The sequence below is a fragment of the Microbacterium sp. NPDC057658 genome (genome assembly GCF_042799975.1).
In the GTDB taxonomy this organism is placed as follows: Bacteria; Actinomycetota; Actinomycetes; order Actinomycetales; family Microbacteriaceae; genus Microbacterium.
Genome location: NZ_JBHVHT010000001.1, coordinates 2,216,573 through 2,241,019, shown reverse-complemented (window position 1 = coordinate 2,241,019; position 24,447 = coordinate 2,216,573). Strand labels below are relative to the sequence as shown.

Below are 24,447 nucleotides of genomic sequence, written 5' to 3'. Positions count from 1 at the left end.
CGTCCCCGGAGGAGAACATGACCAACCCGATCGCTGACCCCGGCCACGGACACTCGCCTGCGGCCTGGACCGCCGTCGTGATCATGCTCGTCGGCTTCGCTGCCGCGACCGTCGCGTTCTGCTTCGAGCAGCCGACCCTGGTGTGGATCGCCGCCGCACTGATCCCGATCGGGGCGATCGTCGGCTGGGTGCTCGCGAAGGCGGGATACGGCGTGAAGGGTCCCAAGTACGCTCCGAAGGCGCACTAGTGGTCCTCGCCGACCTGACGGCCGGCGCTGTCGCAGACGCCGAGCGTCGCTCCCAGTCCCGTCCGCTCGCGGTCGTCGAGCGTGACGCCCTCGCGCGCCCCGCGGCGAAGCACGCGCTGTCGTACCTCGCTCCCGCCGACCGGGTGAAGATCATCGCCGAGGTGAAGCGGGCGAGTCCATCCCGCGGTGCTCTCGCGCAGATCCCGGATCCCGCGCACCAGGCCGCGCTCTACGAGACCGGTGGCGCCTCCGCGATCAGCGTCCTCACCGAGGAGCGCCGCTTCGGCGGCAGTCTCGCCGATCTGGAGGCGGTCACCGCCCGGGTCTCGCTGCCGGTGCTCCGGAAGGACTTCATCGCCACCCGGTACCAGGTGCTGGAGGCGCGTGCCGCCGGTGCCGACCTCGTCCTCCTGATCGTGGCGGGCCTGGAGCCGGACGTCCTCCGCGACCTGTACGGGTTCATCCTCGAGCTCGGCATGACGCCGCTCGTGGAGACCCACTCGGCGGAGGAGCTGGAGGCCGCGATCGACCTCGGGGCCGCCCTGATCGGCGTGAACGCCCGCAACCTCAAGACCCTCGAGCTCGACCGCGATCTGTTCGGCCGGCTCGTGGACCGCATCCCCGACTCGGCGATCAAGATCGCGGAGTCCGCGGTGCTCACCCCCGCCGATGTCGCGCACTACCGTTCGGCCGGTGCCGACGTCGTGCTGATCGGCGAGGCCCTGGTGACCGGAGACCCGGTCGCCACTCTCGAGAGCTTCCTGGAGGCGAAGTGAGTCTGCGCGACCAGCACGGTCCGTTCTTCGGCGAGTTCGGCGGACGGTACATGCCGGAGTCCCTGGTCGCCGCGATCGACGAGCTGACGGTCGCCTACGAGGAGGCCATCGCCGACCCGGAGTTCCGTGCCGAGCTCGCCCATCTGCTGTCCTCCTACGCCGGGCGTCCGTCCGCGCTCACCGAGGTGCCCCGGTTCGCGGAGCACGCGGGCGGCGCGCGGGTCTTCCTCAAGCGCGAGGACCTCAACCACACCGGTTCGCACAAGATCAACAACGTGCTGGGCCAGGCTCTGCTCACCAAGCGCCTCGGCAAGACCCGGGTCATCGCCGAGACCGGAGCGGGTCAGCACGGCGTCGCGACGGCGACCGCCGCCGCGCTGTTCGGCCTCGACTGCACCATCTACATGGGCGAGGTCGACACCGAGCGCCAAGCGCTGAACGTCGCACGCATGCGTCTGCTGGGCGCCGAGGTCGTCGCGGTCACCTCGGGCTCGCGCACGCTGAAGGACGCGATCAACGACGCCTACCGCGACTGGGTGGCCTCGGTCGAGACCACCAACTACATCTTCGGCACCGCCGCCGGCCCGCACCCGTTCCCGGCGATGGTCCGCGACTTCCAGAAGATCATCGGCGAAGAGGCTCGCGCCCAGATCCTCGACGAGGTCGGCCGGCTTCCCGACGCGGTCGTCGCCTGCGTCGGCGGCGGATCCAACGCGATCGGCATGTTCGACGCGTTCCTGGACGACGACGGCGTGCGGCTGTACGGCGTGGAGGCGGCGGGCGACGGCGTCGACACCGACAAGCACGCCGCCTCGATCGAGCGCGGCCGCCCCGGCGTGCTGCACGGCGCGAAGACGTACGTGCTGCAGGACGAAGACGGCCAGACCGTCGAATCGCACTCGATCTCCGCCGGTCTCGACTACCCGGGCGTCGGTCCGGAGCACTCGTGGCTGGCCGACATCGGACGCGCTGAGTACATCCCGGCGACGGACGACGAGGCGATGCAGGCCCTGCGGCTGCTGAGCCGGACCGAGGGCATCATCCCCGCGATCGAGTCGGCTCATGCCCTCGCCGGCGCGCTGCGGATCGGCCGCGAGCTCGGCCCCGACGGCCTCATCGCGATCTGCCTCTCGGGTCGCGGCGACAAGGACATGGACACCGCCGCCCGCTACTTCGAGCTCTATGACGAGGACGCCCTCGCGCACGACGTGTCCGAGGAGAGCGCCGCCGAGGACGCGGCCTCGAAGGGAGAGCCGCAGCTGTGAGCCGCGTCGAACAGGCCATTCAGCGCGCGCACGACGCCGGCCGCAGCGCCTTCGTCGGCTACCTGCCCGTCGGCTTCCCCGACCTGGAGACGAGCATCCAGGCCGCGATCGCCCTCGCCGAGAACGGCGTGGACATCATCGAGCTCGGGCCGCCCTACAGCGATCCCGTCATGGACGGCGCCATCATCCAGGAGGCGACGACCAAGGCCCTCGCCGCGGGCTTCCGGATGAAAGACCTCTTCACCGCCATCCGCGCGATCACCGCCGCGACCGACGTCCCCGTCCTCGTGATGACCTACTGGAATCCCGTGCTGCAGTACGGGGTGGACCGGTATGCCGAGGACCTGCTCGCCGCGGGCGGCGCGGGTCTCATCACCCCGGACATCACCCCGGAGGCCGCTGGCGAGTGGATCGCGGCCAGCGAGCGGCTCGGTCTCGACCGGGTCTTCCTCGCAGCTCCGACCTCGTCGGACGAGCGCCTCGACCTCGTCGTGCGGTCCTCGACGGGCTTCGTCTACACCGTCTCGACCATGGGCATCACGGGGGAGCGGGCCGAGCTCGACCGTGCGGCACGCACCCTCGTGTCGCGGCTCCGCGACCACGGTGCCCGTCGCGCCTGCGTGGGCATCGGCATCTCGACCCCGGAGCAGATCGCCGGCGTCTCCGAGTACGCTGACGGCGCCATCGTGGGCACCGCTCTCGTCCGCGCCCTCCGCGACGGCGGTGTGCCCGCCCTCGCCGAAGTCACCCGAACCCTGGCCGCCGGCACCGCGTCGGCGCGCTTCGCCTCAGAGAAGTAGGATCGCACTCATGTCCTCCGCGCTCCACAGCACCGCCGCCGGCGTGCTCGCCAGCATCCCGAGCCCGTCCGTGTCGTACTTCGATCTCGGCCCGCTCCGGATCCACTTCTACGCGCTGTGCATCATCGCCGGCATCATCGTCGCCGTGCTGATGACGAACCACCGTCTCACCAAGCGCGGCGCGGAGCCGTGGGTGGTCATCGACATCTCCATTCTCGCCGTGCCGCTCGCGATCGTCGGCGCACGCATCTTCCACGTCCTCACCCACCCGAACTTCTACTTCGGCGAGGGCAAGAACACCTGGAACCCCTTCGAGCCGGGCTCGGTCTGGGCGATCTGGGAGGGTGGCATCGCGATCTTCGGCGCCCTCATCGGCGGCGCCGTCGGCGCCTACCTCGGCTGCCGGTGGACCGGCATCCGCTTCTGGACGTTCGCGGACGCGCTCGCGCCAGGGCTGCTTCTCGCGCAGGCGATGGGACGTTTCGGCAACTGGTTCAACCACGAGCTCTTCGGCCTGCCGACTTCGCTCCCGTGGGGCCTGGAGATCGAGTCCACGAACTCGGCCTTCCCTCCCGGTCTCCCCGAGGGCACCCTCTTCCACCCGACCTTCCTGTACGAGGTCATCTGGAACGGCCTCGGCGTCCTTGTGCTGCTGTGGCTCGGACGCAAGCTGTTCTTCCAGTGGGGGCGCCTCTTCGCGATCTACCTCATCTGGTACAGCGCCGGACGCATCCTGTGGGAGTCGATCCGCATCGACCCGAGCGAGATCTTCCTCGGCCTGCGCAGCAACGTCTGGGCCGCCATCATCGGCGTCGTCCTCGGCCTCGTCATCCTCGTGGTGCAGACGCGCCGTCACCCCGGTCTCGAGCCCTCGCCGTACCAGCCGGGCCGCGGACGGAAGGACGTGGACGCTGATGTACAATCGCAGGACAATCCCTCTGATTTCGTGGACGTGAGCGAGCCTCCGGCCGAAGAAGTCGCCGCCGGAGCCACTGCCACAAGCGCTGCTCCCTCGAGCGGGGACGGCTCCCGATAACGCCGACTCGCGGCGGGAGAACCATTGCACTGAACGAGCGGGCCGACGACGTCCCCGGGTTTCACTGAAGATCTGAGGACGGTAACTGGTGTACTTCCAGCCCCCTTACGGCGCCTCCGGCGCATACCCCCCGAAGCAGGGCATGTACAACCCGGCGTTCGAGAAGGACGCCTGCGGCCTGGCCATGGTCGCAACGCTGCGCGGCGAAGCCGGGCACGACATCATCGCGCTGGCCCTCGAGGCCCTGCGCAACCTGGAGCACCGCGGGGCCATCGGGTCCGACGCGGGCACCGGGGACGGAGCCGGCATCCTCACCCAGATGCCGGACGAATTCCTCCGCGCGGTCACCGGCTTCGAACTGCCGCCCGTGGGGGAGTACGCGGCCGGGCTGGCCTTCCTGCCTCGCGATTCGAGCGAGCGCCGCCAGCAGAAGGCCGGGATCGAGAAGATCGCCCGCGCGGAGGGGCTCCGCGTCCTCGGCTGGCGCGAGGTGCCCACGGCCAACGAGAACCTCGGCAAGCTCGCCGACGAGGCCCGTCCCGCCTTCGAGCAGCTCTTCGTGAGCGCCGGCGGCGCCACCCTCGCCGATGCGCCGCTGACCGGCATCGCGCTCGACCGCGTCGCCTACCGGCTCCGCAAGCGCGCGGGCCACGAGCTCGGCGCCTACTTCGTCTCCCTGTCCAGCCGCACGCTCGGCTACAAGGGCATGGTCACCACGCTCCAGCTCGAGCCGTTCTACCCGGATCTGCAGGACGAGCGCTTCGCCTCCGAGCTCGCCGTCGTGCACTCGCGGTACTCGACGAACACGTTCCCCTCGTGGCCGCTCGCGCAGCCGCTGCGGATGCTGGCCCACAACGGCGAGATCAACACCGTCGGCGGCAACCGCAACTGGATGCGCGCCCGCCAGTCGCAGCTCGAGTCCGAGCTCCTCGGCGACATCTCGCCCCTGCTGCCCATCTGCACCGACGGCGCCAGCGACTCCGCCTCGTTCGACGAGGTGCTGGAGCTGCTCACCCTCACCGGCCGCAGCCTGCCGCACGCGATCATGATGATGGTGCCGGAGGCCTACGAGAAGCAGGCCGACATCTCGCCGGAGCTGCGCGCGTTCTACGAGTACCACTCCAACCAGATGGAGCCGTGGGACGGCCCGGCCGCCCTCATCTTCACCGACGGCACGCTCGTCGGCGCGACCCTGGACCGCAACGGCCTGCGCCCCGGACGCTGGACGGAGACCACCGACGGGCTCGTCGTCATCGGCTCCGAGACCGGCGTCCTGCACTTCGAGCCGGAGCGCATCAAGCGCCGCGGCCGGCTGCAGCCCGGCAAGATGTTCCTCGTCGACACAGCCCAGCGCCGGATCGTCGAGGATGAGGAGATCAAGCACGATCTCGCGACGATGCACCCGTGGCAGGAGTGGCTCGACGCCGGTTCCGTCCGCCTGGCCGACCTCCCCGAGCGCGAGCACATCGTGCACCCGCCGGCCTCGATCACCCGGCGGCAGCGCACCTTCGGGTACACGGAGGAGGAGGTCCGCATCCTCCTCACCCCGATGGGCCAGACGGGTGTCGAGCCGCTGGGCGCCATGGGATCGGACACCCCGATCGCCGTGCTCAGCAAGCGCCCGCGGCTGCTCTTCGACTACTTCACGCAGCAGTTCGCGCAGGTGACCAACCCGCCGCTCGACTCGATCCGCGAAGAGGTTGTCACGAGTCTCAAGCTCGGTCTGGGCCCTGAGGTCAATCTGCTGACCTGGGGTCCGGAGCACACCCGCACGGTGTCGCTCGACTTCCCGGTCATCGACAACGACGAGCTCGCGAAGATCCGGCACATCGACAAGGCCCTGCCCGGGCGTTCGAGCGCCACGATCCGCGGCCTCTACCACTTCGACGCAGGACCCCACACCCTCGCCGAGCGCCTCACCGAGATGTGCGCCGAGGTCGATCAGGCGATCGAGGACGGCGCGGAGTTCATCATCCTGTCCGACCGCGACTCGAACAAGGATCTCGTCCCGATCCCGTCGCTGCTCATGGTGTCGGCGATCCACCACCACCTCATCCGGCGCGAGAACCGGATGAAGGTCGGTCTGATCGTCGAAGCCGGCGACGTGCGCGAGGTGCACCACGTCGCGACGCTCATCGGCTACGGCGCTTCGGCGATCAACCCCTACCTCGCCATGGAGACGGTCGAGCACCTCGTGCGGACCGGCTACATCACGGGCATCTCCCCGGAGAAGGCCGTGAAGAACCTCATCTACGCGCTCGGCAAGGGCGTGCTGAAGATCATGTCGAAGATGGGCATCTCCACGGTGTCGTCCTATGCGGGCGCGCAGGTGTTCGAGGCGGTCGGCCTCAGCCAGGAGTTCATCGACGCCTACTTCACGCGTACCGAGTCGAAGCTGGGCGGCATCGGGATCGAGGAGATCTTCGCCGAGAACCAGGCCCGCCACGACTACGCCTACCCGGAGGACGCCGCGGCCCGTGCCCATGAGCGGCTGTGGACCGGTGGCGAGTATCAGTGGCGCCGCGACGGCTCTCCGCATCTCTTCAACCCGGAGACGGTGTTCAAGCTCCAGCACTCCACGCGGACCCGCCGTTACGACATCTTCCGCGAATACACGAAGCTCGTCGACGACCAGGCGGCCGAGCTGAAGACGCTGCGCGGCCTGTTCTCGCTGCGGACCGGCACGCGCAAGCCCGTGCCGCTGGACGAGGTGGAGCCCGTCTCGGCGATCGTCAAGCGCTTCTCCACGGGGGCGATGAGCTACGGCTCCATCTCCAAGGAGGCGCACGAGACGCTCGCGATCGCGATGAACCGGATCGGCGGCAAGTCGAACACGGGGGAGGGCGGGGAAGACCCCGACCGTCTCGTCGACCCCGAGCGGCGCAGTGCGATCAAGCAGGTGGCCTCGGGTCGATTCGGTGTCACGAGCCTCTACCTCACCGAGGCCGACGACATCCAGATCAAGCTCGCCCAGGGCGCCAAGCCCGGTGAGGGCGGTCAGCTCCCGCCGACCAAGGTGTACCCCTGGGTCGCGCGCACCCGCCACGCCACCGCGGGGGTCGGCCTCATCTCGCCGCCGCCGCATCACGACATCTACTCGATCGAAGACCTCAAGCAGCTCATCTTCGACCTGAAGCGGGCCAACCCCGAGGCGCGCATCCACACGAAGCTCGTCAGCCAGTCCGGCATCGGCGCGGTCTCGGCCGGTGTCGCCAAGGCGCTCAGCGATGTCATCCTCGTGTCCGGTCACGACGGCGGTACGGGCGCGAGCCCGCTGAACTCGCTGAAGCACGCGGGAACGCCGTGGGAGCTCGGCCTCGCGGAGACGCAGCAGACGCTCATGCTCAACGGCATGCGCGACCGCGTCGTCGTGCAGGTCGACGGGCAGCTCAAGACCGGACGGGACGTCATCATCGGCGCCCTGCTCGGTGCCGAGGAGTTCGGCTTCGCCACCGCGCCCCTCGTGGTCAGCGGCTGCATCATGATGCGCGTCTGCCACCTCGACACCTGCCCGGTGGGCGTCGCGACGCAGAACCCCGTCCTGCGCGACCGGTTCACCGGCAAGCCCGAGTTCGTCGTGAACTTCATGGAGTTCATCGCCGAGGAGGTGCGCGAGCTGCTCGCCGAGCTCGGCTACCGCTCGATCGACGAGATCGTCGGTCGCACCGAGCTCCTGGAGACCAACGCGGCGATCGCGCACTGGAAGGCCGAGGGACTCGACCTCAGCCCGGTGCTGGAGGGACCGGCGTTCCCCGCGGGCGAGCCGCGTCGCAGCGGCCGCGCCCAGGACCACGAACTCGACAAGCACTTCGACGTGCAGCTCATCGACATCGCCAAGGGAGCGCTGCTGAACGGCGACCCCGTCGTGGTGGAGCTCCCGATCGCCAACACCGAGCGCGCGGTGGGCACGATGCTCGGACACCAGGTGACCTCGCGTCACGGCGCCACCGGTCTGCCGAAGGAGACCATCGACGTCACCCTCACCGGCACGGCGGGACAGTCGCTCGGGGCGTTCCTTCCGCCGGGCATCATCCTCCGGCTGGAGGGCGACGCGAACGACTACGTCGGCAAGGGGCTCTCCGGTGGGGACATCACGATCCGGCCGCCCCGCGGCTCCGCGATCGCCCCGCACGAGAACGTCATCGCGGGCAACGTGATCGGGTACGGCGCCACGTCCGGCACCATGTTCATCTCCGGTGTGGTGGGCGAGCGCTTCCTCGTCCGCAACTCCGGTGCGACCGCGGTGGTCGAGGGCGTGGGCGACCACGCGCTCGAGTACATGACCGGCGGCCTTGCGGTGATCCTCGGATCGACCGGCCGCAACTTCGGCGCCGGCATGTCCGGGGGAGTGGCCTACGTGCACGCTCTGGACACCGCGAAGGTCAACGCGCAGTCGCTCGGCAGCGGCGAGCTGCGGCTCGAGCCGCTGGACCGCGCCGACCTCGAAGTGCTGCGCGGGCTGCTCGTGGAGCATGTGGAGCGCACGGCGTCCCCGCGCGCCGCCGCCCTGCTGGAGGACTTCGACGCCAGCGCGGCGGAGTTCGTGAAGGTGCTCCCGCGCGACTTCGCCGCCGTGCGCAGCATGCGCGAGGAGGCACTGGCCGAGGGGATCGACCCCGACGGCGACATCGTCTGGAACCGCATCCTGGAGGTGACCGGTGGCTGACCCCAAAGGCTTTCTGAAGGTGACCGAGCGGGAACTTCCCGCTCGCCGTCCGGTGCCCGTGCGCATCATGGACTGGAAAGAGGTGTACGAGCCCGGCGACAAGGCGGTGCTCCGTCGCCAGGCCAGTCGCTGCATGGACTGCGGCGTGCCCTTCTGCCACTCCGGCTGCCCCCTGGGTAACCTCATCCCGGAGTGGAACGACCTCACCTGGCGCGGGGAGGGGCGCGCGGCGATCGAGCGGCTGCACGCGACGAACAACTTCCCGGAGTTCACCGGACGGCTCTGCCCGGCCCCGTGCGAGAGCTCGTGCGTCCTCGGCATCAACCAGCCGGCCGTGACGATCAAGCAGATCGAGGTCTCCATCATCGACGAGGCCTTCGCCAAGGGCTGGGTCGAGCCGGAGCCGCCGGAGCGTCTGACGGGCAAGACCGTGGCCGTCGTGGGCTCGGGCCCCGCCGGTCTCGCCGCCGCCCAGCAGCTCACCCGCGCCGGCCACACCGTCGCCGTCTTCGAGCGGGACGACCGCATCGGCGGCCTGCTGCGCTACGGCATCCCGGACTTCAAGATGGAGAAGAGCCAGCTCGAGGCCCGCCTGCGCCAGATGCAGGAGGAGGGCACACGGTTCCGCGCCGGCGTCGAGATCGGCAAGGACATCTCCTGGGCCGACCTGCGCGCCCGGTACGACGCGGTCGTGATCGCCACCGGCGCCACGGTCCCGCGCGACCTGCCGATCCCCGGTCGCGACCTCGACGGCGTCCACTTCGCGATGGAGTACCTCGTCGAGTCGAACCACGCGGTCGCCGGCGACACCGTCCCGGACCAGATCACCGCCGAGGGCAAGCACGTCATCGTCATCGGCGGCGGCGACACGGGCGCCGACTGCATCGGCACCGCGCACCGCCAGGGCGCGCTCAGCGTCACCAACCTCGCCATCGGCAAGCAGCCGAGCGAGACGCGGCCGGATCACCAGCCGTGGCCGATGATGCCGACGATCTTCGAGGTGGCCTCGGCTCACGAGGAGGGCGGGGAGCGGGTCTTCCTCGCCTCGACCGTGGAGTTCCTGTCGAACGACGTCGGCGAGGTCCGCGCGCTGCGCGTGGCCGAGACCGAGTACATCGACGGCCGCCGCGTGCCCAAGAGCGGCACGGAGCGGGAGATCCCGGCCGACCTCGTGCTCATCGCGATGGGCTTCACCGGGCCGGAGCAGGACGGCTACACCGAGGACACCCGGCCGGAGGTGACCGAGCGCGGCGCCTTCCGTCGCGCCGCGAGCTACGAGTCGTCGATCCCCGGCGTGTTCGTCGCCGGGGACGCGGGGCGCGGGCAGTCGCTCATCGTCTGGGCGATCGCGGAGGGCCGAGCGGCGGCGGCGAACGTCGACCGCTTCCTCATGGGCACCACCGTGCTGCCGGAGCCGGTGCGCCCGAGCGATGTCGCGATCGGCCTCCAGCCCGCGTAGGCTGAGGCCGGCAGTGTCGCCTGTTTGTAATCCCCCACTTCTACCCTGGAGACATGTTGAGACGCGCGAAAATCGTCGCCACCCTGGGCCCCGCCACTTCCACGTATGAGACGGTGCGCGCACTGATCGATGCCGGTGTGGACGTCGCCCGACTGAACCTCAGCCACGGTGACTACTCCGTGCACGAGAACAACTACGCGAACGTGCGCCGTGCGGCGGAGGACTCCGGTCGTGCCGTCGCCATCCTCGTGGACCTCCAGGGTCCGAAGATCCGTCTCGGCCGGTTCGAGGACGGACCGTACGAGCTCGCCAAGGGCGACATCTTCAAGATCACCACCGAGGACATCATCGGCAACAAGGAGATCTGCGGCACGACGTTCAAGGGGCTTCCTCAGGACGTCAAGCCCGGCGACTTCCTGCTGATCGACGACGGCAAAGTGCGCGTCGAGGTCGTCGAGACCGACGGCGTGACCGTCACCACGCGTGTCGTCGTCGCCGGCGCCGTCTCGAACAACAAGGGCATCAACCTGCCCGGCGTCGCCGTCAACGTCCCCGCGCTCAGCGAGAAGGACGAGGAGGACCTCCGCTGGGGCCTCCGGACCGGTGCCGACCTCATCGCGCTGTCGTTCGTGCGCAACGCCTCGGACGTGACCCGCGTGCACGAGATCATGGCGGAGGAGGGCGTCCGCGTCCCGGTGATCGCCAAGATCGAGAAGCCGCAGGCCGTCGACGCGCTCGAAGAGATCGTCGACGCGTTCGACGGCATCATGGTCGCCCGTGGCGACCTCGGCGTGGAGCTGCCCCTCGAAGCCGTCCCGATCGTGCAGAAGCGCGCCGTCGAGGTGGCCCGTCGCAACGCGAAGCCCGTGATCGTGGCGACGCAGATGCTCGAGTCGATGATCAACAGCCCGGTGCCGACCCGTGCCGAGACCTCCGATGTCGCCAACGCCGTGCTCGACGGTGCCGACGCGGTCATGCTCTCCGGCGAGACCAGCGTGGGCGACTACCCGGTCGTCGTCGTCGAGACGATGGCCCGGATCATCGAGTCGACGGAGGAGCACGGTCTGGAGCGCATCCTGCCGCTCACGACGAAGCCCCGCACGCAGGGTGGTGCCATCACGCTCGCGGCCCTCGAGGTCGCGGAGTTCGTGGACGCCAAGTTCCTGTGCGTGTTCACGCAGTCGGGCGACTCGGCGCGCCGCCTGTCCCGTCTGCGCTCCCGCATCCCGATGCTGGCCTTCACGCCGGAGCCCGGCATCCGTCGTCGTATGGCGCTGACCTGGGGTCTCCGCTCCACCCTCGTCGACATGGTGCAGCACACCGACCTCATGTACCACCAGGTCGACGAGTACCTCCTCGGGAACGGCCTCGCCGTCGAGGGGGACAAGGTCGTCGTCATCTCCGGGTCCCCTCCCGGGATCATCGGTTCCACGAACGACCTGCGCGTGCACAAGGTCGGCGATGCGCTCCGCGGCGCCGCGCCGATCTACAAGGCCGGCGTCTGACGCAGGGCGTTCCGGGAGGGGCGGGGCTTCGGCCTCGCCCCTCCCTGTCATCTCCGGGCCGGTGCGTCAAGCCTCTCGGCCGTGACGGCGGCCTCGGTTAACGTGCTGCCATGGTCCTCCGTCGTCTCCTCGTCACCTCCGGGCTGACGTTGCGCATCCTGGAGAGTCCGCGGCCCGCCGGCAGCACCGCCCCGACCGTGGTCCTCGTGCACGGGATCGGGATGTCGCATCGGTACCTGTCGCGGCTGCACGCCGTGCTCGCCGACACCACCAGGGTGGTCTCCGTCGATCTCCCGGGCTTCGGCGGCCTGCCCAAGCCCCGGTTCGACGTCTCCATCCCGCAGATGGCGGCAGGCCTGGCTCAGGTGGTGGCGAGCCTCGACGACGATCGCGTCGTGCTCGTCGGGCACTCGATGGGCGTGCAGTGGGCCGTGGAGACGGCGCTGCGGCATCCCGAGTACGTCCGGACCGTCGTGACGATCGGTCCCGTCACCGACGACGCCCACCGGACTCTCGGCGCGCAGGCCCGGGCCCTGGCCGTCGACACCGTCGGCGAGACCCCCGCGATCAACGCGGTCGTCTTCACCGACTACCTGCGCTGCGGCGTGCGGTGGTATCTCCGCCAGCTCCGGCACATGCTCGCGTATCCCCTGGAGGAGAGGGTCGCGGCTCTCACCATGCCGGTGCTCGTCGTCCGGGGGAGTGACGATCCGATCGCAGGACGCGCGTGGTGCCGGCGCCTGCGCGACGCGGCGGCCGTCTCGCGATTGGTGGAGATCCCCGGTCACCATCATGTCGCGCAGCAGTCCGCGCCCCGGGCGGTGGCTTCCGCGATCCTGGCCCACACGACGGGAGCATGGCCGACGGCGGTGCCGGCCGCACCCATCCGGCGGGGGAGGGCACGATCAGCGTCCTGAGGATCCTGGGCTGGTGGGCCGCGGACTACGCCTACGCGGGGTTCTGGCAGGTCCGATCGTTCTTCGGCCGTGACCAGGCGGATGACTTCACCACCGGAGACCGCGCCCCGATCGTGGTGCTCGCCGGTGTCTACGAGACCTGGCGCTTCCTGGAGCCGCTCATCGTCGCGCTGCACGAGCGGGGGCACCCGGTCCATGTCGTGGATGCGCTGCGCCGCAACCAGTTCCCCGTGCAGGATGAGGCCGATCAGGTGGCCGACTACCTGCGCGCGCACGACCTCTCGGGCGTGTTCCTCGTCGCCCACAGCAAGGGCGGCCTCGCCGGGAAGCTGGTGATGACCGGCCCGGAGGGTGCCCGGATCCGCGGCATGCTCGCCATCGCGACGCCGTTCGGGGGCTCCCGATATGCGCGGCTGCTGCCCGGTCGGGTGCTGCGGGCGTTCTCACCCGACGACCCCTCGATCGTCGCGCTGGGGCGGGAGCTCGATGTGAACGCGCGCATCGTCTCGATCTACGCCGCGTTCGATCCGCACATCCCCGAGGGGAGTGAGCTCGCCGGGGCCAAGAACGTCGTCCTGGAGACGGGCGGGCACTTCCGCATCCTCGCCCACCCCCGTGTGATGGCCGAACTCGCCGCCCTCGCCGAGTGACGGGGCGAGCGGTCCGCGATGCTGGTGCCGGCGGTGGGACTCGAACCCACACGCCCTCTCGGACAAAGCATTTTGAGTGCTCCGCGTCTGCCATTCCGCCACGCCGGCCCGTGTCTCGCGACTTCGACTGTAGCGCAGACGACGGACGGTTCCCCGCGCGCCCGCCGTCTTCAGCCGGCGGTGGGGACCTCTCCGTTAGGATGGAGGGGTGACCGAGCAAGAACAGGCTGAGCAGCCCACGGCATCCGCACCCCGACGCGTCGTCGTCGCCGAAGACGAGTCGCTGATCCGTCTCGACATCGTCGAGATCCTCCGCGACAACGGCTTCGATGTCGTCGGCGAGGCCGGCGACGGCGAGACGGCGGTGGCCCTCGCTACCGAGCTGCGTCCCGACCTCGTCATCATGGACGTGAAGATGCCCCAGCTCGACGGCATCAGCGCTGCCGAGAAGCTCCACAAGGGCAACATCGCCCCGGTCGTGCTGCTGACCGCGTTCAGCCAGAAGGAGCTCGTGGAGCGCGCGAGCGAGGCCGGAGCCCTGGCCTACGTCGTGAAGCCCTTCACCCCGAACGATCTCCTCCCCGCGATCGAGATCGCCCTGGCCCGCCACGAGCAGATCATCACCCTCGAGGCTGAGGTCGCCGACATGGTCGAGCGCTTCGAGACCCGCAAGCTCGTCGACCGCGCGAAGGGCCTCCTCAACGAGAAGATGGGCCTGAGCGAGCCCGAGGCGTTCCGCTGGATCCAGAAGGCATCGATGGATCGCCGCCTGACGATGCAGGACGTCGCCAAGGCGATCATCGAGCAGCTCGCTCCCAAGAAGTAAGGCACTCCGGTGCTCCGGCTGGACGCAGAGCACGTTCTGCGGCCGGTCCGCGCCGGCGACGGTGCGGCGCTCGCGCACGCGTATCTCGCGAACAGAGAGCACCTCGCCCCGTGGGAGCCGGAGCGCTCCGAGGCGTTCTTCACCGAGGACTGGCAGGAGCAGAACGCGCAGCAGTGCGTCGCGGAGGCCGCCCTCGGCCGGAGCTCCCGGTTCGTGATCCTCTCGGACGACGGCGAGATCCGCGGCCGGGTCAACCTAAACACCATCGTGCGCGGTGCGTTCTGGAGCGCCGATCTCGGGTACTGGATCGATTCCACCCGGCTGCGCCGCGGGCTCGCCGGGCGCGCGGTCGCCCTCGTGGCGGAGCACGCGCGGGACGAGCTGCGGCTGCACCGCCTCCAGGCGTCGACGCTGCTCCACAACGTCGCCTCGCAGCGGGTCCTCGCCGCCACCGGCTTCGAGCGCATCGGCATCGCCCCGAAGTACCTGCGGATCGCGGGGGAGTGGCAGGACCACATCCTGTTCCAGCTGCTGCTGGAGGAGCCGCTCAGTCCGCGGCGGGAGCGTCCTTGATCATGTTGGTGATGCGGATCGTCGAGCAGCGCCGGCCCTGATCGTCGGTCACGACGATCTCGTGCACCGTGATGCTGCGCCCCAGGTGCACGGGCGTGCAGACTCCGGTGACCACGCCCGAGGTGGCCGACCGGGTGTGCGTGGCGTTGATGTCGACGCCGACAGCGAGGCGGCCGGCGCCCGCGTGCAGGTTGGCCGCCATGGAGCCGAGCGATTCGCCGAGCACGACGTAGGCGCCGCCGTGCATGAGACCGACCGGCTGGGTGTTGCCCTCCACCGGCATCGTCGCCACACAGCGGTCGATGCCGAACTCGACGAACTCCATGCCCATCTTCTCGGCCAGCGCTCCCATGCCGCGGGCGGCCGCCCACTCGAGTCCCTCGCTGGTGGCGACCTCGCTCATGCATCCTCCTCTGCGGGTGTCCGTGCTCCTCGTTAGGCTGACAGGGTGACGGACTCCGCAAAGCCTACCCTCATGGTCGTCGACGGCCACTCGCTCGCCTACCGGGCCTTCTTCGCCCTCCCGGTCGACAACTTCACCACCAAGGACAACCAGCACACGAACGCCATCTACGGCTTCCTGTCCATGCTGGTCAACCTGATCAAGGCCGAGCAGCCCACGCATCTCGCGATCGCCTTCGACACCTCCCGCCACTCGTTCCGCACCGACGAGTACCCGGAGTACAAGGCCACCCGGTCCGAGACGCCACAGGAGTTCAAGGGCCAGATCCCGCTGCTGCAGGACTGCCTCGCGGCGATGTCGATCCCGGTGCTGACGCAGGAGGGCATCGAGGCCGACGACATCCTCGCCACCCTCTCCACGCAGGGGGCGGCCCAGGGCTACGACGTGCTCGTGGTCTCGGGAGACCGCGACACCATCCAGCTCGTCACCGACGACGTCACGCTGCTGTATCCGTCCGTCCAGGGGGTCTCACAGCTCAAGCGCTACGACCCGGCGACCGTGCAGGAGCGCTACGGCGTCCGTCCCGAGCAGTACCCCGACATCGCCGCCCTCGTGGGTGAGACCAGCGACAACCTCCCCGGCGTGCCGAAGGTGGGGGAGAAGACGGCCGTCAAGTGGCTCACGCAGTTCGGCTCCCTCGACGAGCTGCTCGAGCGTGCCGGTGAGATCAAGGGCGTGGTCGGCGGCAACCTCCGCGACCACATCGAAGACGTCCGCCGCAACCGCAAGCTCAACCGCCTGCTGACCGACGTGGAGCTGCCGGTCGCCCCGGCCGACCTCGCCGTCGCCCCGATCGACGCCGAGGCCGTCCGCGACATCTTCGCCCGGCTGGAGTTCCGCACGCTGCTGCCCCGGGTCTTCGAGGCCGTCGGAGCGGGCGAGGTCGCCGACGACCCGGCCTCCGTCGTCGAGATGCCCACGCCGGCACGGGTGTCCGCCCCGGATCTGGCCACCTGGGCCGCGGCGCAGGACGGAGACGTCGCTCTCCGGGTCGTGGTGCAGTCGGGCGCACCTGTGCGCGTCGGTGTCGCCACCGGGAGCGATCTGCGCGAGCTCGACTGGTCGGAGGAGGCGTCCGCGACGCTGCGCCCGTGGCTGGAGTCCGACGCGCCGAAGGTGCTGCACGACGCCAAGTCGCAGGTGAAGGCGTTGCTCCGTCAGGGCATCCGTCTGGGCGGGCTCGCCTACGACACGAGCCTCGCGGGCTGGCTGCTGCGCCCCAGCTTCCCCGACAAGACGCTGTCCGACCTCGTGCAGCGCTACCTGGGGGAGAAGCTCCCCGAGGCCGATCCGTCGCAGCTCGTGCCGGAGACCGAGGGCGCCACCCCCTCGCAGGAGGCATGGTTCATCCTCCGGGTGGCCGAGGCGCTGCGGAACGATCTGCCGGAGCCGGTCGACGCCGTGCTCCGCGACATCGAGCTGCCGACGCTCCGCACACTCGCCGACATGGAGCTCGCCGGTGTCGCCGTGTCGCACGAGGTGCTGTCGACGTTCTCGGCCGAGCTCGCGACGCGAGCGGACGCCCTGGCCCAGGAAGCCTTCTCGGTCGTCGGTCGCGAGTTCAATCTCGGGTCGCCGAAGCAGCTCCAGGAGGTGCTGTTCGAAGACCTGCAGCTCCCGAAGACGCGCAAGACGAAGACCGGGTACTCGACCGATGCCGCGGTGCTCGCCGACCTCCAGGAGTCGCACCCGCACCCGTTCCTCAGCCTGCTGCTGCAGCACCGCGAGGCGACGAAGCTGCGGCAGATCATCGAGTCCCTCGACACCGCGATCCGGGAGGACCACCGGGTGCACACGACCTATGTGCAGACGGGCAGCCAGACCGGGCGCCTGTCCAGCACCGATCCGAACCTGCAGAACATCCCCGTCCGCACCGAGGAGTCGCGGCGCATCCGCAGCGCCTTCGAGGTCGGCGAGGGGTACGAGACCCTGCTCACCGCCGACTACTCGCAGATCGAGATGCGGATCATGGCGCACCTCTCGGGCGACGAGGGGCTGATCGAGGCGTTCAACAGTGGTGAAGACCTCCACCGCTTCGTCGGCGCCCGCGTGTTCGGCGTCGATCCGTCCGAGGTCACGCCGGCGATGCGCACCAAGGTGAAGGCGATGTCGTACGGCCTCGTCTACGGCCTCTCCGCATTCGGGCTCTCGAAGCAGCTGCGCATCGAGCAGTCCGAGGCCAAGCAGCTCATGGTCGAGTACTTCGCACGGTTCGGCGCGGTCCGCGACTACCTGCGGGCCTCGGTGATGAAGGCCAAGGAGGTCGGCTACACCGAGACGATCTTCGGGCGTCGGCGGCCGTTCCCCGATCTCGCGAGCCCCAACCGCGTGCTGCGGGAGAACGCCGAGCGGGCGGCGCTCAACGCCCCGATCCAGGGCAGCGCGGCCGACATCATGAAGATCGCGCTGTTCCACATCCACGACGACCTCCACGCCGCGAAGCTGGAGTCGCGGGTGCTGCTGCAGATCCACGACGAACTCGTCGTCGAGGTCGCAGCAGGGGAGTGGGATGCGGTGGAGCAGATCGTCCGCACGCGGATGGGGGATGCCGCTCAGCTCTCCGTGCCGCTCGACGTGCAGGTGGGCCGCGGTCGGGACTGGAACGAAGCCGCGCACTGATCCCGGTGGCCGACGGGGGCGGGGATTAGGCTGGAAGGCATGACTTCAGCACCCCGCACCCCCTCCGCCATCGACAGGGTCGCCGATGAATGGGTCGACACGATCGCCGTGCTGGCGCCGACTCTCGGCACCTACATCGGTCGGTCCGAGGTCAACGACCGGTTCGGCGATCTGAGCCCGGAAGGTCATGAGGAGATCGCCGCGGCGACGCGGGCCACGCTCGACACGCTGTCCGCGCTGGAGCCCGTCGATGCGATCGACGAGGTGACCAAGACCGACCTCAGTGCGGAGCTGCGCCTCGACCTCGAGCTGCACGAAGCGAAGTGGCACCTGCGCGATCTGAACGTCATCGCCTCCGCCGCGCAGGACGTCCGCTCCGCCTTCGACCTGATGCCCACGGCGACGGTCGAGGACTGGGAGGTCATCTCCACCCGGCTCTCCGCGGTTCCCGCGGCGCTGCGCGGATACGTCGAGACGCTGCGCCTGGGCATCGCCGAGGGCGTGACGCCTGCACGACGCCAGGTCGCGGAGGTCGCGACGCAGATCGACCGCTACATCGCCGACGACGGCTTCTTCGCGGCGTTCGTCGCGCACGCCGATCCCGAGGAAGGCCAGCTTCCCGCCTCGCTCGCCCGCACCCTGGCGGACAACTCCGCGGCTGCGCGGGTCGCGTACGGGGAGCTGCGGCGCTTCCTTGCCGAGGAGCTCGCGCCCGAGGCCGGTGAGACGGACGCCGTGGGGCGCGACCTCTACGCCCTCAACTCCCGTCGATTCCTCGGCGCCACCATCGACCTCGACGAGACCTACGAGTGGGGTCGCGAAGAGCTCGCCCGCATGGTGGCCGAGCAGACGGCGATCGCGAACGAAATCCTCCCCGGCGCCTCCGTGGAGGAGGCCGTCGCGCATCTGGAATCGGACCCCGCCCGCAAGCTCGTCGGCACCGAGGCGCTCCAGCGGTGGATGCAGGAGACCAGCGACCGCGCGGTCGCCGAGCTCGGCGCCTCGCACTTCGACATCCCGGAGGCCATCCGCACCCTGGAGTGCATGATCGCGCCGACGCAGGAGGGCGGGATCTACTACACCGGCCCCACCGACGACTTCTCGCGCCCCGGCCGCATGTGGTGGTCAGTCCCCGAGGGCGTCACCGAGTTCGACACGTGGCGCGAGCTCACCACCGTGTACCACGAGGGTGTGCCGGGGCATCACCTGCAGATCGCCCAGGCCGTGTACAACCGCGCTGAGCTCAACTCGTGGCGACGGCTGCTCGCCGGCACCTCCGGTCACGCGGAGGGCTGGGCGCTGTATGCGGAGCGACTGATGGAGCAGCTCGGTTACCTGGACGACCCGGCGGATCGCCTCGGCATGCTGGACGGGCAGCGGATGCGGGCGGCGCGCGTGGTCCTCGACATCGGCGTGCACCTCGGCAAGCCCCGTCTCGACGGTGACGGCGTCTGGGATGCCGACTACGCGCTCGACTTCCTCCGTCGCAACGTCAACATGTCGGACCAGTTCGTGCAGTTCGAGGTCAACCGGTACCTCGGCTGGCCGGGTCAGGCGCCGTCGTACAAGGTCGGTCAGCGCATCTGGGAGCAGGTCCGCGACGCCGTCCAGCAGGCGGAGGGCGACGCGTTCAGCTTCAAGGGCTTCCACAAGCGCGCCCTGGATCTGGGCGGCGTCGGGCTCGACACGCTGCGGAGCGCGCTGCTGCCTCGGTGATGGGAATGCCCGCCTCCCGCCGCGCGTTCCATTCACCTGAATAGGAAGGTGTGACATGGACATCGAGTTCGGGCTGGACACGTTCGGCGACATCACCCGGGATCAGGACGGCGAGCTGCTCAGCGGCGCGCAGACCATCCGGAACGTCGTCGCCCAGGCGGAGCTGGCCGATACGGTCGGCGTGGACTTCTTCGGCGTGGGGGAGCACCATCGGCGCGAGTTCGCGGTCTCGTCTCCGGAGATGGTGCTCGCGGCGATCGCCGCCCGCACCGAACGGATCCGGCTGGGCACCGCCGTGACCGTGCTGTCCTCGGACGACCCGGTGCGCGTGTTCGAGCGCTTCTCGACCCTCGACGCCCTGTCCGGAGGGCGGGCGGAGGTCGTGCTCGGGCGCGGTTCGTTCATCGAGTCCTTCCCGCTGTTCGGCTACGACCTGCGCGATTACGACCGGCTCTTCGAGGAGAAGCTGGAGCTGTTCGTCGAGCTCCTCAAGGAGGAGCCCGTGACGTGGTCCGGGTCGCTGCGGCCGTCGCTCGACAACGCGGACGTCTTCCCGAAGACCGAGAAGGGTCTGCGCACGTGGGTCGGCGTCGGCGGCAGCCCCGAGTCCGTCGTGCGTGTCGCGCGTCACGGTCTCGGCCTCATGCTGGCGATCATCGGCGGCCCGGCCGGGCGGTTCAAGCCGTTCGTCGACCTGTACCACCGCTCGGTCGCCTCCTTCGGGACGACGGCGCACCCGGTGGCCGTGCACTCGCCGGGACACATCGCGCCCACCGACGCGGAGGCATGGGACGAGGCCTACCCGGGCTTCGAGGCGATGAACAACACCATCGGTCGCGAGCGCGGCTGGCCGCCCTACAGCCGCGCGCGTTTCCAGAACGACATCGGTCCCGAGGGCTCCCTCTATGCCGGCTCGCCGGAGCGCGTGGCGGCGAAGATCGCCGACACGATCACGACCCTCGGGCTCGGCCGCTTCGACCTCAAGTACGCGACGGGAACCCTCTCGCACGAGTCGATGATGCGCAGCATCGAGCTGTACGGCACCGAGGTGATCCCTCGGGTGCGGAAGCTCCTCGCCGACCGCGACTGAGCGGGCGTCATCTCGCGGCTCGGCGGGACGGGCGGCCCTACGATGAGAATCATGGCCGATACCGCCCTGCCGAGCCGCACCTCGCTCGCCGAGCGCCTCGACGTCCTCCCGTTCACCCGCCGGCACCTGCGCCTGCTCACGGGCTCCGGCGTCGGCTGGGCGCTCGACGCGATGGACGTCGGACTCATCTCCTTCATCATCGCGGCGCTCTCACAGCAGTGGGATCTGACAAAGGGGGAGGCCGGCTGGATCGCCTCGCTCGGCTTCGTCGGCATGGCGGTCGGCGCGACCCTCGGCGGTCTTCTCGCTGACCGCTTCGGCCGTCGGCAGGTGTTCGCCCTCACGCTGCTCATCTACGGCGTGGCCACCGGAGCGAGTGCTCTGGTCGGGGGAGTGGCGGCCCTGCTCGTGCTGCGTTTCTTCGTCGGCCTCGGTCTCGGCGCGGAGCTGCCGGTCGCCTCGACCTACGTGAGCGAGTTCGCTCCCGCGCGCATCCGCGGACGGCTGATCGTCATCCTGGAAGCCTTCTGGGCCGTCGGCTGGACGGCCTCCGCGCTCATCGGGTTCTTCGTCATCCCCGCCTCCGAGGCGGGCTGGCGATGGGCCTTCGCGCTCGGCGCGATCCCCGCGGTCTACGCGCTCGTCGTGCGGTGGGGTCTGCCCGAGTCGCCGCGCTGGCTGGCGTCCCGCGGACGCATCGCGGAAGCGGATCGCATCGTGGCGGCCTTCGAGGCCGATGCGGGAGTCGAGTACACCCCGCCCCTCCGGAAGGAACCGGCGTCGCGGGCCATCGCGAAGACGGCACGGGCACGGCTCGCGACCCTCTGGAACGCGGAGTTCCGCGTGCGGACGGCGTGCCTCTGGCTCGTGTGGCTGGCCGTGAACTTCGCCTACTACGGGGCCTTCATCTGGATCCCCAGCATTCTCGTGGACGCCGGATTCGACCTCGTCCGTTCGTTCGGCTTCACCCTCATCATCACGCTCGCGCAGCTCCCGGGCTACGCCGTGGCGGCCTGGCTCATCGAGGTGTGGGGACGCCGCATCACACTGTCGGTCTTCCTGCTGGGGGCGACCGCGTCGGCCGTCGTCTTCGGAACCGCTACGACCGTGCCGATGATCATCGGCGCCGGCATGGCCCTGTCGTTCTTCACCCTCGGCGCGTGGGGCGCGTTGTACGCGGTGACGCCCGAGATCTACCCGACCTCGCTGCGCGGCACCGGGGCGGGCTGGGCCGCCGGGGTCGGACGCATCGCCTCCATCGTGGCGCCCCTCGCCGTTCCCGTCCTCCTCGTCGCCGGCGGCGCTCCTCTGCTGTTCGTCGTGTTCGCGGCCTGCTTCCTCGTCGCGGCGGCCGCCGCCTGGGGACTCGTCGACCGGAGCGGAGCGGCGCTGGACGACCGGTGACGTCCGGGACCGGGAATAGGCTGGGCGCGTGGCTGATGTACGTTTCGTCGCGATAGGCGACTCCTTCACCGAAGGCGTGGGCGATGTGCTCCCCGATGGGCGCGAGCGCGGCTGGGCCGACATCGCCGCGCAGGGATGGGCGGATGCCGCGGGGCACCCCATCCAGTACGCGAACCTGGCGATTCGGGGGAAGCTGGCCTGGCCGATCGTCGAGGAGCAGCTCGAACCCGCGCTGGCCCTGCGTCCCACGCACCTGTCGTTCAACGGTGGCGGCAACGACATGCTGCGGCCGCGGACCGACGTGGAGCACATCGCCGATGCGTTCAGCCGGGTGCTGCGACGGTGTGACGAGGAGGGCGTGACGATGATCCTGCTCTCCGGCGCCAATCCCAGCGGGCAGCTTCCGATGGGCTCCCTCCTGCAGCGGCGTGGCGACCTGCTCTCCGAGACGGTCCTGCGGCGGATCGAGGACCGCCCCGACGTGGTCCGCGCCCTCAACTGGCCGGATACGGAGCTCTCGAAGCCCGCGTACTGGTCGGAGGACCGGCTTCATATGAATGCGGCCGGACACCATCGTGTCGCCGCCCGCGTGCTGCATGGACTCGGGTTCGAGCCGCCGGCAGCCTGGTGGGCGCCGCTCGATCGCTGGACCGCCGGCCCCGCGGGTCTGGCCTACTACCGCGAGTTCGTCGGGCCCTGGGTGCGTCGACGCGTGACGAGGACCTCGTCCGGAGACGGCCGCGCAGCGAAGTACCCCACGTGGGTCGAACGGACTCCGGCGTGAGCGTCGCCGCACCCCGCGCATGAGCGATATCGAGCTCGTCCGTCTCGCCGCCGGCACGGTGACGCTGCACGACGCCCGGCGACGCACGCGCCGCACCGTGGAACTCGAACCCTTCGCCCTCGGTGTCTTCCCGGTGACCGAAGAACAGGTCACCGAGGTCCTGGGCACCCCGTCACGGCATCCTCGTCGCCCGGTCGCCGACGTGAGCTGGCTGCGGGCCGTCCACTTCTGCAACGCCGCCTCGGAGTGGGAGGGGCTCGATCCCGTCTACCACTTCGAGGGTGAGGATGTGGCCTGGGACACCACGGCGGACGGCTACCGCCTGCCGACCGAGGCCGAGTGGGAGTACGCCTGCCGCGCCGGTTCCACCGGGCCGCACTACGCCCCGCTGGCCGAGGCCGCGTGGACCGCTGCCGACGGAGTCGGCACGCCGCAGGACGTGGGCGGGAAGCTCCCGAACCTGCATGGGCTGTTCGACACGCTCGGGAACGTGTGGGAATGGTGCTGGGACCTCCTCGACCCCGCGCGGTACGACGACTACCGGGTCTTCCGGGGCGGCGGGTTCGCCGACGACGCCTGGAGCGTCCGCGCCTCGGTCCGCCGTGGGGGAGGGCCGCGCATGCACCACGAGGACGTCGGCTTCCGCGTGGCCCGCGGCGCCTTCGACACGGAAGAGGAGGCGCAGGGCTGGTCGGCAGCGGCGGACCGGGACCGTGCCTTCGTCGACGGAGGGTTGCCGTCGGGATGGACGCCGCGCCGGCGATAGCGCAGGCCGGATGCGGCGGTTTTGGCCGCGGTCTGCGCCGGGTGGGAGACTGAGCGGATGACCAGGCCCTTCGCGCTCATCCTCAACCAGGGTCGCGTCGCCGACCGCACGGACGGAGCCCTCGTCGGGGCGCGCCGCGTCGCCGACGCCCTGTCCTCGCTTCTCCGGCGGGAGCCCGTCGTGGTCGGCACTCCGGAGCCCGGTCGGCTCGACGACTGGTCGGTCGCGCTGCCCGAGGCCTCGGACACGCTCGCGGGCCTCCGTGCCGCGGTGCAGGAGGCGATCACGGGGGAGACGACGCCGCTCCTCGTGACGAACACGTGTGCGGCGAGCCTCGGAACGCTGCCGAGCGTCGCCGAGCACCACCCCGACGCGGTGGTGCTCTGGATCGATGCGCATGGCGACTTCAACACGCCGGACACCACCGACTCCGGCTACCTCGGCGGCATGGTCCTCGCCGCCGCCTGCGGGCTGTGGGACAGCGGCCACGGGGCGGGCATCGACCCGCGGCAGGTCATCGTCGTCGGCGGCCGCGACATCGACCCCGCCGAGGGAGAGCTCCTCGCCGGCGCGGGAGTGACCGTCCTCAGCCCCGCGGAGAGCACGCCGGAGCGGCTGAGCGCTCTCATCGCCGGGCGACCGGTGTGGATCCATGTCGACTGGGACGTCCTGGAGCCCGGCTACATCCCCGCGGCCTATCGGGTCGGCGACGGTCTGCTGCCGCACCAGGTGGCCGCGCTGTTCGCCGCCATCCCGGTCGCCGACGTCCGCGGCGTGGAGCTCGCCGAGTTCGAGGCGGGCGACGCGGAGGTGCCGGAGCGCGTCAGCGTCGAGTTGATCGTGGAGACGGTCCAGCACCTGCTGCGCTGACGGCGCCGAGTGCC

At 70.1% G+C, this 24,447-nt stretch carries 20 protein-coding genes and 1 tRNA gene; 19 read left to right on the top strand and 2 right to left on the bottom strand.

What is annotated here, in order from left to right; translation table 11 throughout:
* The first annotated feature begins 17 nt into the window (after positions 1–17).
* The 10 genes from ACFU8V_RS10695 to ACFU8V_RS10650 all read left to right on the top strand — a co-directional run bounded on the left by ACFU8V_RS10695 (position 18) and on the right by ACFU8V_RS10650 (position 13,322).
* A complete protein-coding gene (locus ACFU8V_RS10695; protein WP_025103479.1) occupies positions 18–248 on the top strand; it encodes an HGxxPAAW family protein in 231 nt (76 codons plus the stop codon).
* Positions 248–1,024, top strand: coding sequence for an indole-3-glycerol phosphate synthase TrpC (trpC, locus tag ACFU8V_RS10690; RefSeq protein ID WP_378870951.1), 777 nt, complete (start codon positions 248–250; stop codon positions 1,022–1,024). Before ACFU8V_RS10695 ends, trpC begins: the two co-directional genes overlap by 1 nt.
* Entirely contained in the window at positions 1,021–2,289 is a 1,269-nt protein-coding gene (trpB, locus tag ACFU8V_RS10685; protein WP_249521880.1) for a tryptophan synthase subunit beta, read from the top strand. Before trpC ends, trpB begins: the two co-directional genes overlap by 4 nt.
* Positions 2,286–3,089, top strand: coding sequence for a tryptophan synthase subunit alpha (trpA, locus tag ACFU8V_RS10680; protein ID WP_085607528.1), 804 nt, complete (start codon positions 2,286–2,288; stop codon positions 3,087–3,089). Before trpB ends, trpA begins: the two co-directional genes overlap by 4 nt.
* Positions 3,090–3,099: 10 nt before the next feature.
* Positions 3,100–4,125, top strand: a complete 1,026-nt coding sequence (lgt, locus tag ACFU8V_RS10675) for a prolipoprotein diacylglyceryl transferase (RefSeq protein ID WP_378870946.1) — start codon at positions 3,100–3,102, stop codon at positions 4,123–4,125.
* Positions 4,126–4,267: 142 nt separating this feature from the next.
* Positions 4,268–8,791: a glutamate synthase large subunit gene (gltB, locus tag ACFU8V_RS10670; protein ID WP_249522083.1), complete on the top strand. Its 4,524-nt coding sequence runs from the start codon at positions 4,268–4,270 to the stop codon at positions 8,789–8,791.
* Positions 8,784–10,250: a glutamate synthase subunit beta gene (locus ACFU8V_RS10665; RefSeq protein ID WP_025103473.1), complete on the top strand. Its 1,467-nt coding sequence runs from the start codon at positions 8,784–8,786 to the stop codon at positions 10,248–10,250. The genes gltB and ACFU8V_RS10665 overlap by 8 nt, the downstream gene beginning before the upstream one ends.
* A 56-nt stretch (positions 10,251–10,306) precedes the next feature.
* The gene (pyk, locus tag ACFU8V_RS10660; RefSeq protein ID WP_378871867.1) at positions 10,307–11,755 is read left to right on the top strand and encodes a pyruvate kinase; all 1,449 of its coding nucleotides are present in this window, start codon (positions 10,307–10,309) and stop codon (positions 11,753–11,755) included.
* A 110-nt stretch (positions 11,756–11,865) separates the two neighbouring features.
* Positions 11,866–12,672: an alpha/beta fold hydrolase gene (locus ACFU8V_RS10655; protein ID WP_378870942.1), complete on the top strand. Its 807-nt coding sequence runs from the start codon at positions 11,866–11,868 to the stop codon at positions 12,670–12,672.
* Positions 12,612–13,322, top strand: coding sequence for a triacylglycerol lipase (locus ACFU8V_RS10650; RefSeq protein WP_051582192.1), 711 nt, complete (start codon positions 12,612–12,614; stop codon positions 13,320–13,322). Before ACFU8V_RS10655 ends, ACFU8V_RS10650 begins: the two co-directional genes overlap by 61 nt.
* A 22-nt stretch (positions 13,323–13,344) precedes the next feature.
* Here ACFU8V_RS10650 and ACFU8V_RS10645 read toward each other — a convergent pair.
* Positions 13,345–13,430: transfer RNA gene (locus ACFU8V_RS10645), tRNA-Leu, on the bottom strand.
* A gap of 100 nt (positions 13,431–13,530) precedes the next feature.
* On the opposite strand from ACFU8V_RS10645, the gene ACFU8V_RS10640 reads away from it, so the two are divergent.
* Positions 13,531–14,148, top strand: coding sequence for an ANTAR domain-containing response regulator (locus ACFU8V_RS10640; protein WP_025103469.1), 618 nt, complete (start codon positions 13,531–13,533; stop codon positions 14,146–14,148).
* Positions 14,149–14,157: 9 nt separating this feature from the next.
* The gene (locus tag ACFU8V_RS10635) at positions 14,158–14,721 is read left to right on the top strand and encodes a GNAT family N-acetyltransferase (protein ID WP_126893180.1); all 564 of its coding nucleotides are present in this window, start codon (positions 14,158–14,160) and stop codon (positions 14,719–14,721) included.
* On the opposite strand, the gene ACFU8V_RS10630 is transcribed toward ACFU8V_RS10635, so the two are convergent.
* Positions 14,696–15,124 carry a hotdog fold thioesterase gene (locus tag ACFU8V_RS10630; RefSeq protein WP_025103467.1) on the bottom strand — a complete coding sequence of 143 codons (429 nt, stop codon included), beginning with the start codon at positions 15,122–15,124 and terminating at the stop codon, positions 14,696–14,698. The genes ACFU8V_RS10635 and ACFU8V_RS10630 overlap by 26 nt on opposite strands.
* Positions 15,125–15,169: 45 nt before the next feature.
* On the opposite strand from ACFU8V_RS10630, the gene polA reads away from it, so the two are divergent.
* Genes polA through ACFU8V_RS10595 form a run of 7 tightly spaced genes read left to right on the top strand, consistent with a single transcriptional unit; the run spans position 15,170 to position 24,433 of the window.
* Entirely contained in the window at positions 15,170–17,803 is a 2,634-nt protein-coding gene (gene polA / locus ACFU8V_RS10625) for a DNA polymerase I (protein ID WP_315105953.1), read from the top strand.
* Positions 17,804–17,842: 39 nt separating this feature from the next.
* Entirely contained in the window at positions 17,843–19,519 is a 1,677-nt protein-coding gene (locus ACFU8V_RS10620; protein WP_025103465.1) for a DUF885 domain-containing protein, read from the top strand.
* 55 nt (positions 19,520–19,574) lie between these two features.
* On the top strand, positions 19,575–20,609 hold the full coding sequence (locus ACFU8V_RS10615) for an LLM class flavin-dependent oxidoreductase (RefSeq protein WP_062634549.1): 1,035 nt from the start codon (positions 19,575–19,577) through the stop codon (positions 20,607–20,609).
* Positions 20,610–20,660: 51 nt separating this feature from the next.
* Positions 20,661–22,013: an MFS transporter gene (locus ACFU8V_RS10610; protein WP_025103463.1), complete on the top strand. Its 1,353-nt coding sequence runs from the start codon at positions 20,661–20,663 to the stop codon at positions 22,011–22,013.
* A 28-nt stretch (positions 22,014–22,041) separates the two neighbouring features.
* Positions 22,042–22,797 (top strand): SGNH/GDSL hydrolase family protein, encoded by a 756-nt coding sequence (locus tag ACFU8V_RS10605; RefSeq protein ID WP_378870934.1) that lies wholly within the window; start codon positions 22,042–22,044, stop codon positions 22,795–22,797.
* A 19-nt stretch (positions 22,798–22,816) separates the two neighbouring features.
* The gene (locus ACFU8V_RS10600; protein WP_085607513.1) at positions 22,817–23,563 is read left to right on the top strand and encodes an SUMF1/EgtB/PvdO family nonheme iron enzyme; all 747 of its coding nucleotides are present in this window, start codon (positions 22,817–22,819) and stop codon (positions 23,561–23,563) included.
* 57 nt (positions 23,564–23,620) lie between these two features.
* Positions 23,621–24,433, top strand: coding sequence for an arginase family protein (locus ACFU8V_RS10595; protein ID WP_085607511.1), 813 nt, complete (start codon positions 23,621–23,623; stop codon positions 24,431–24,433).
* Positions 24,434–24,447: the final 14 nt, after the last annotated feature.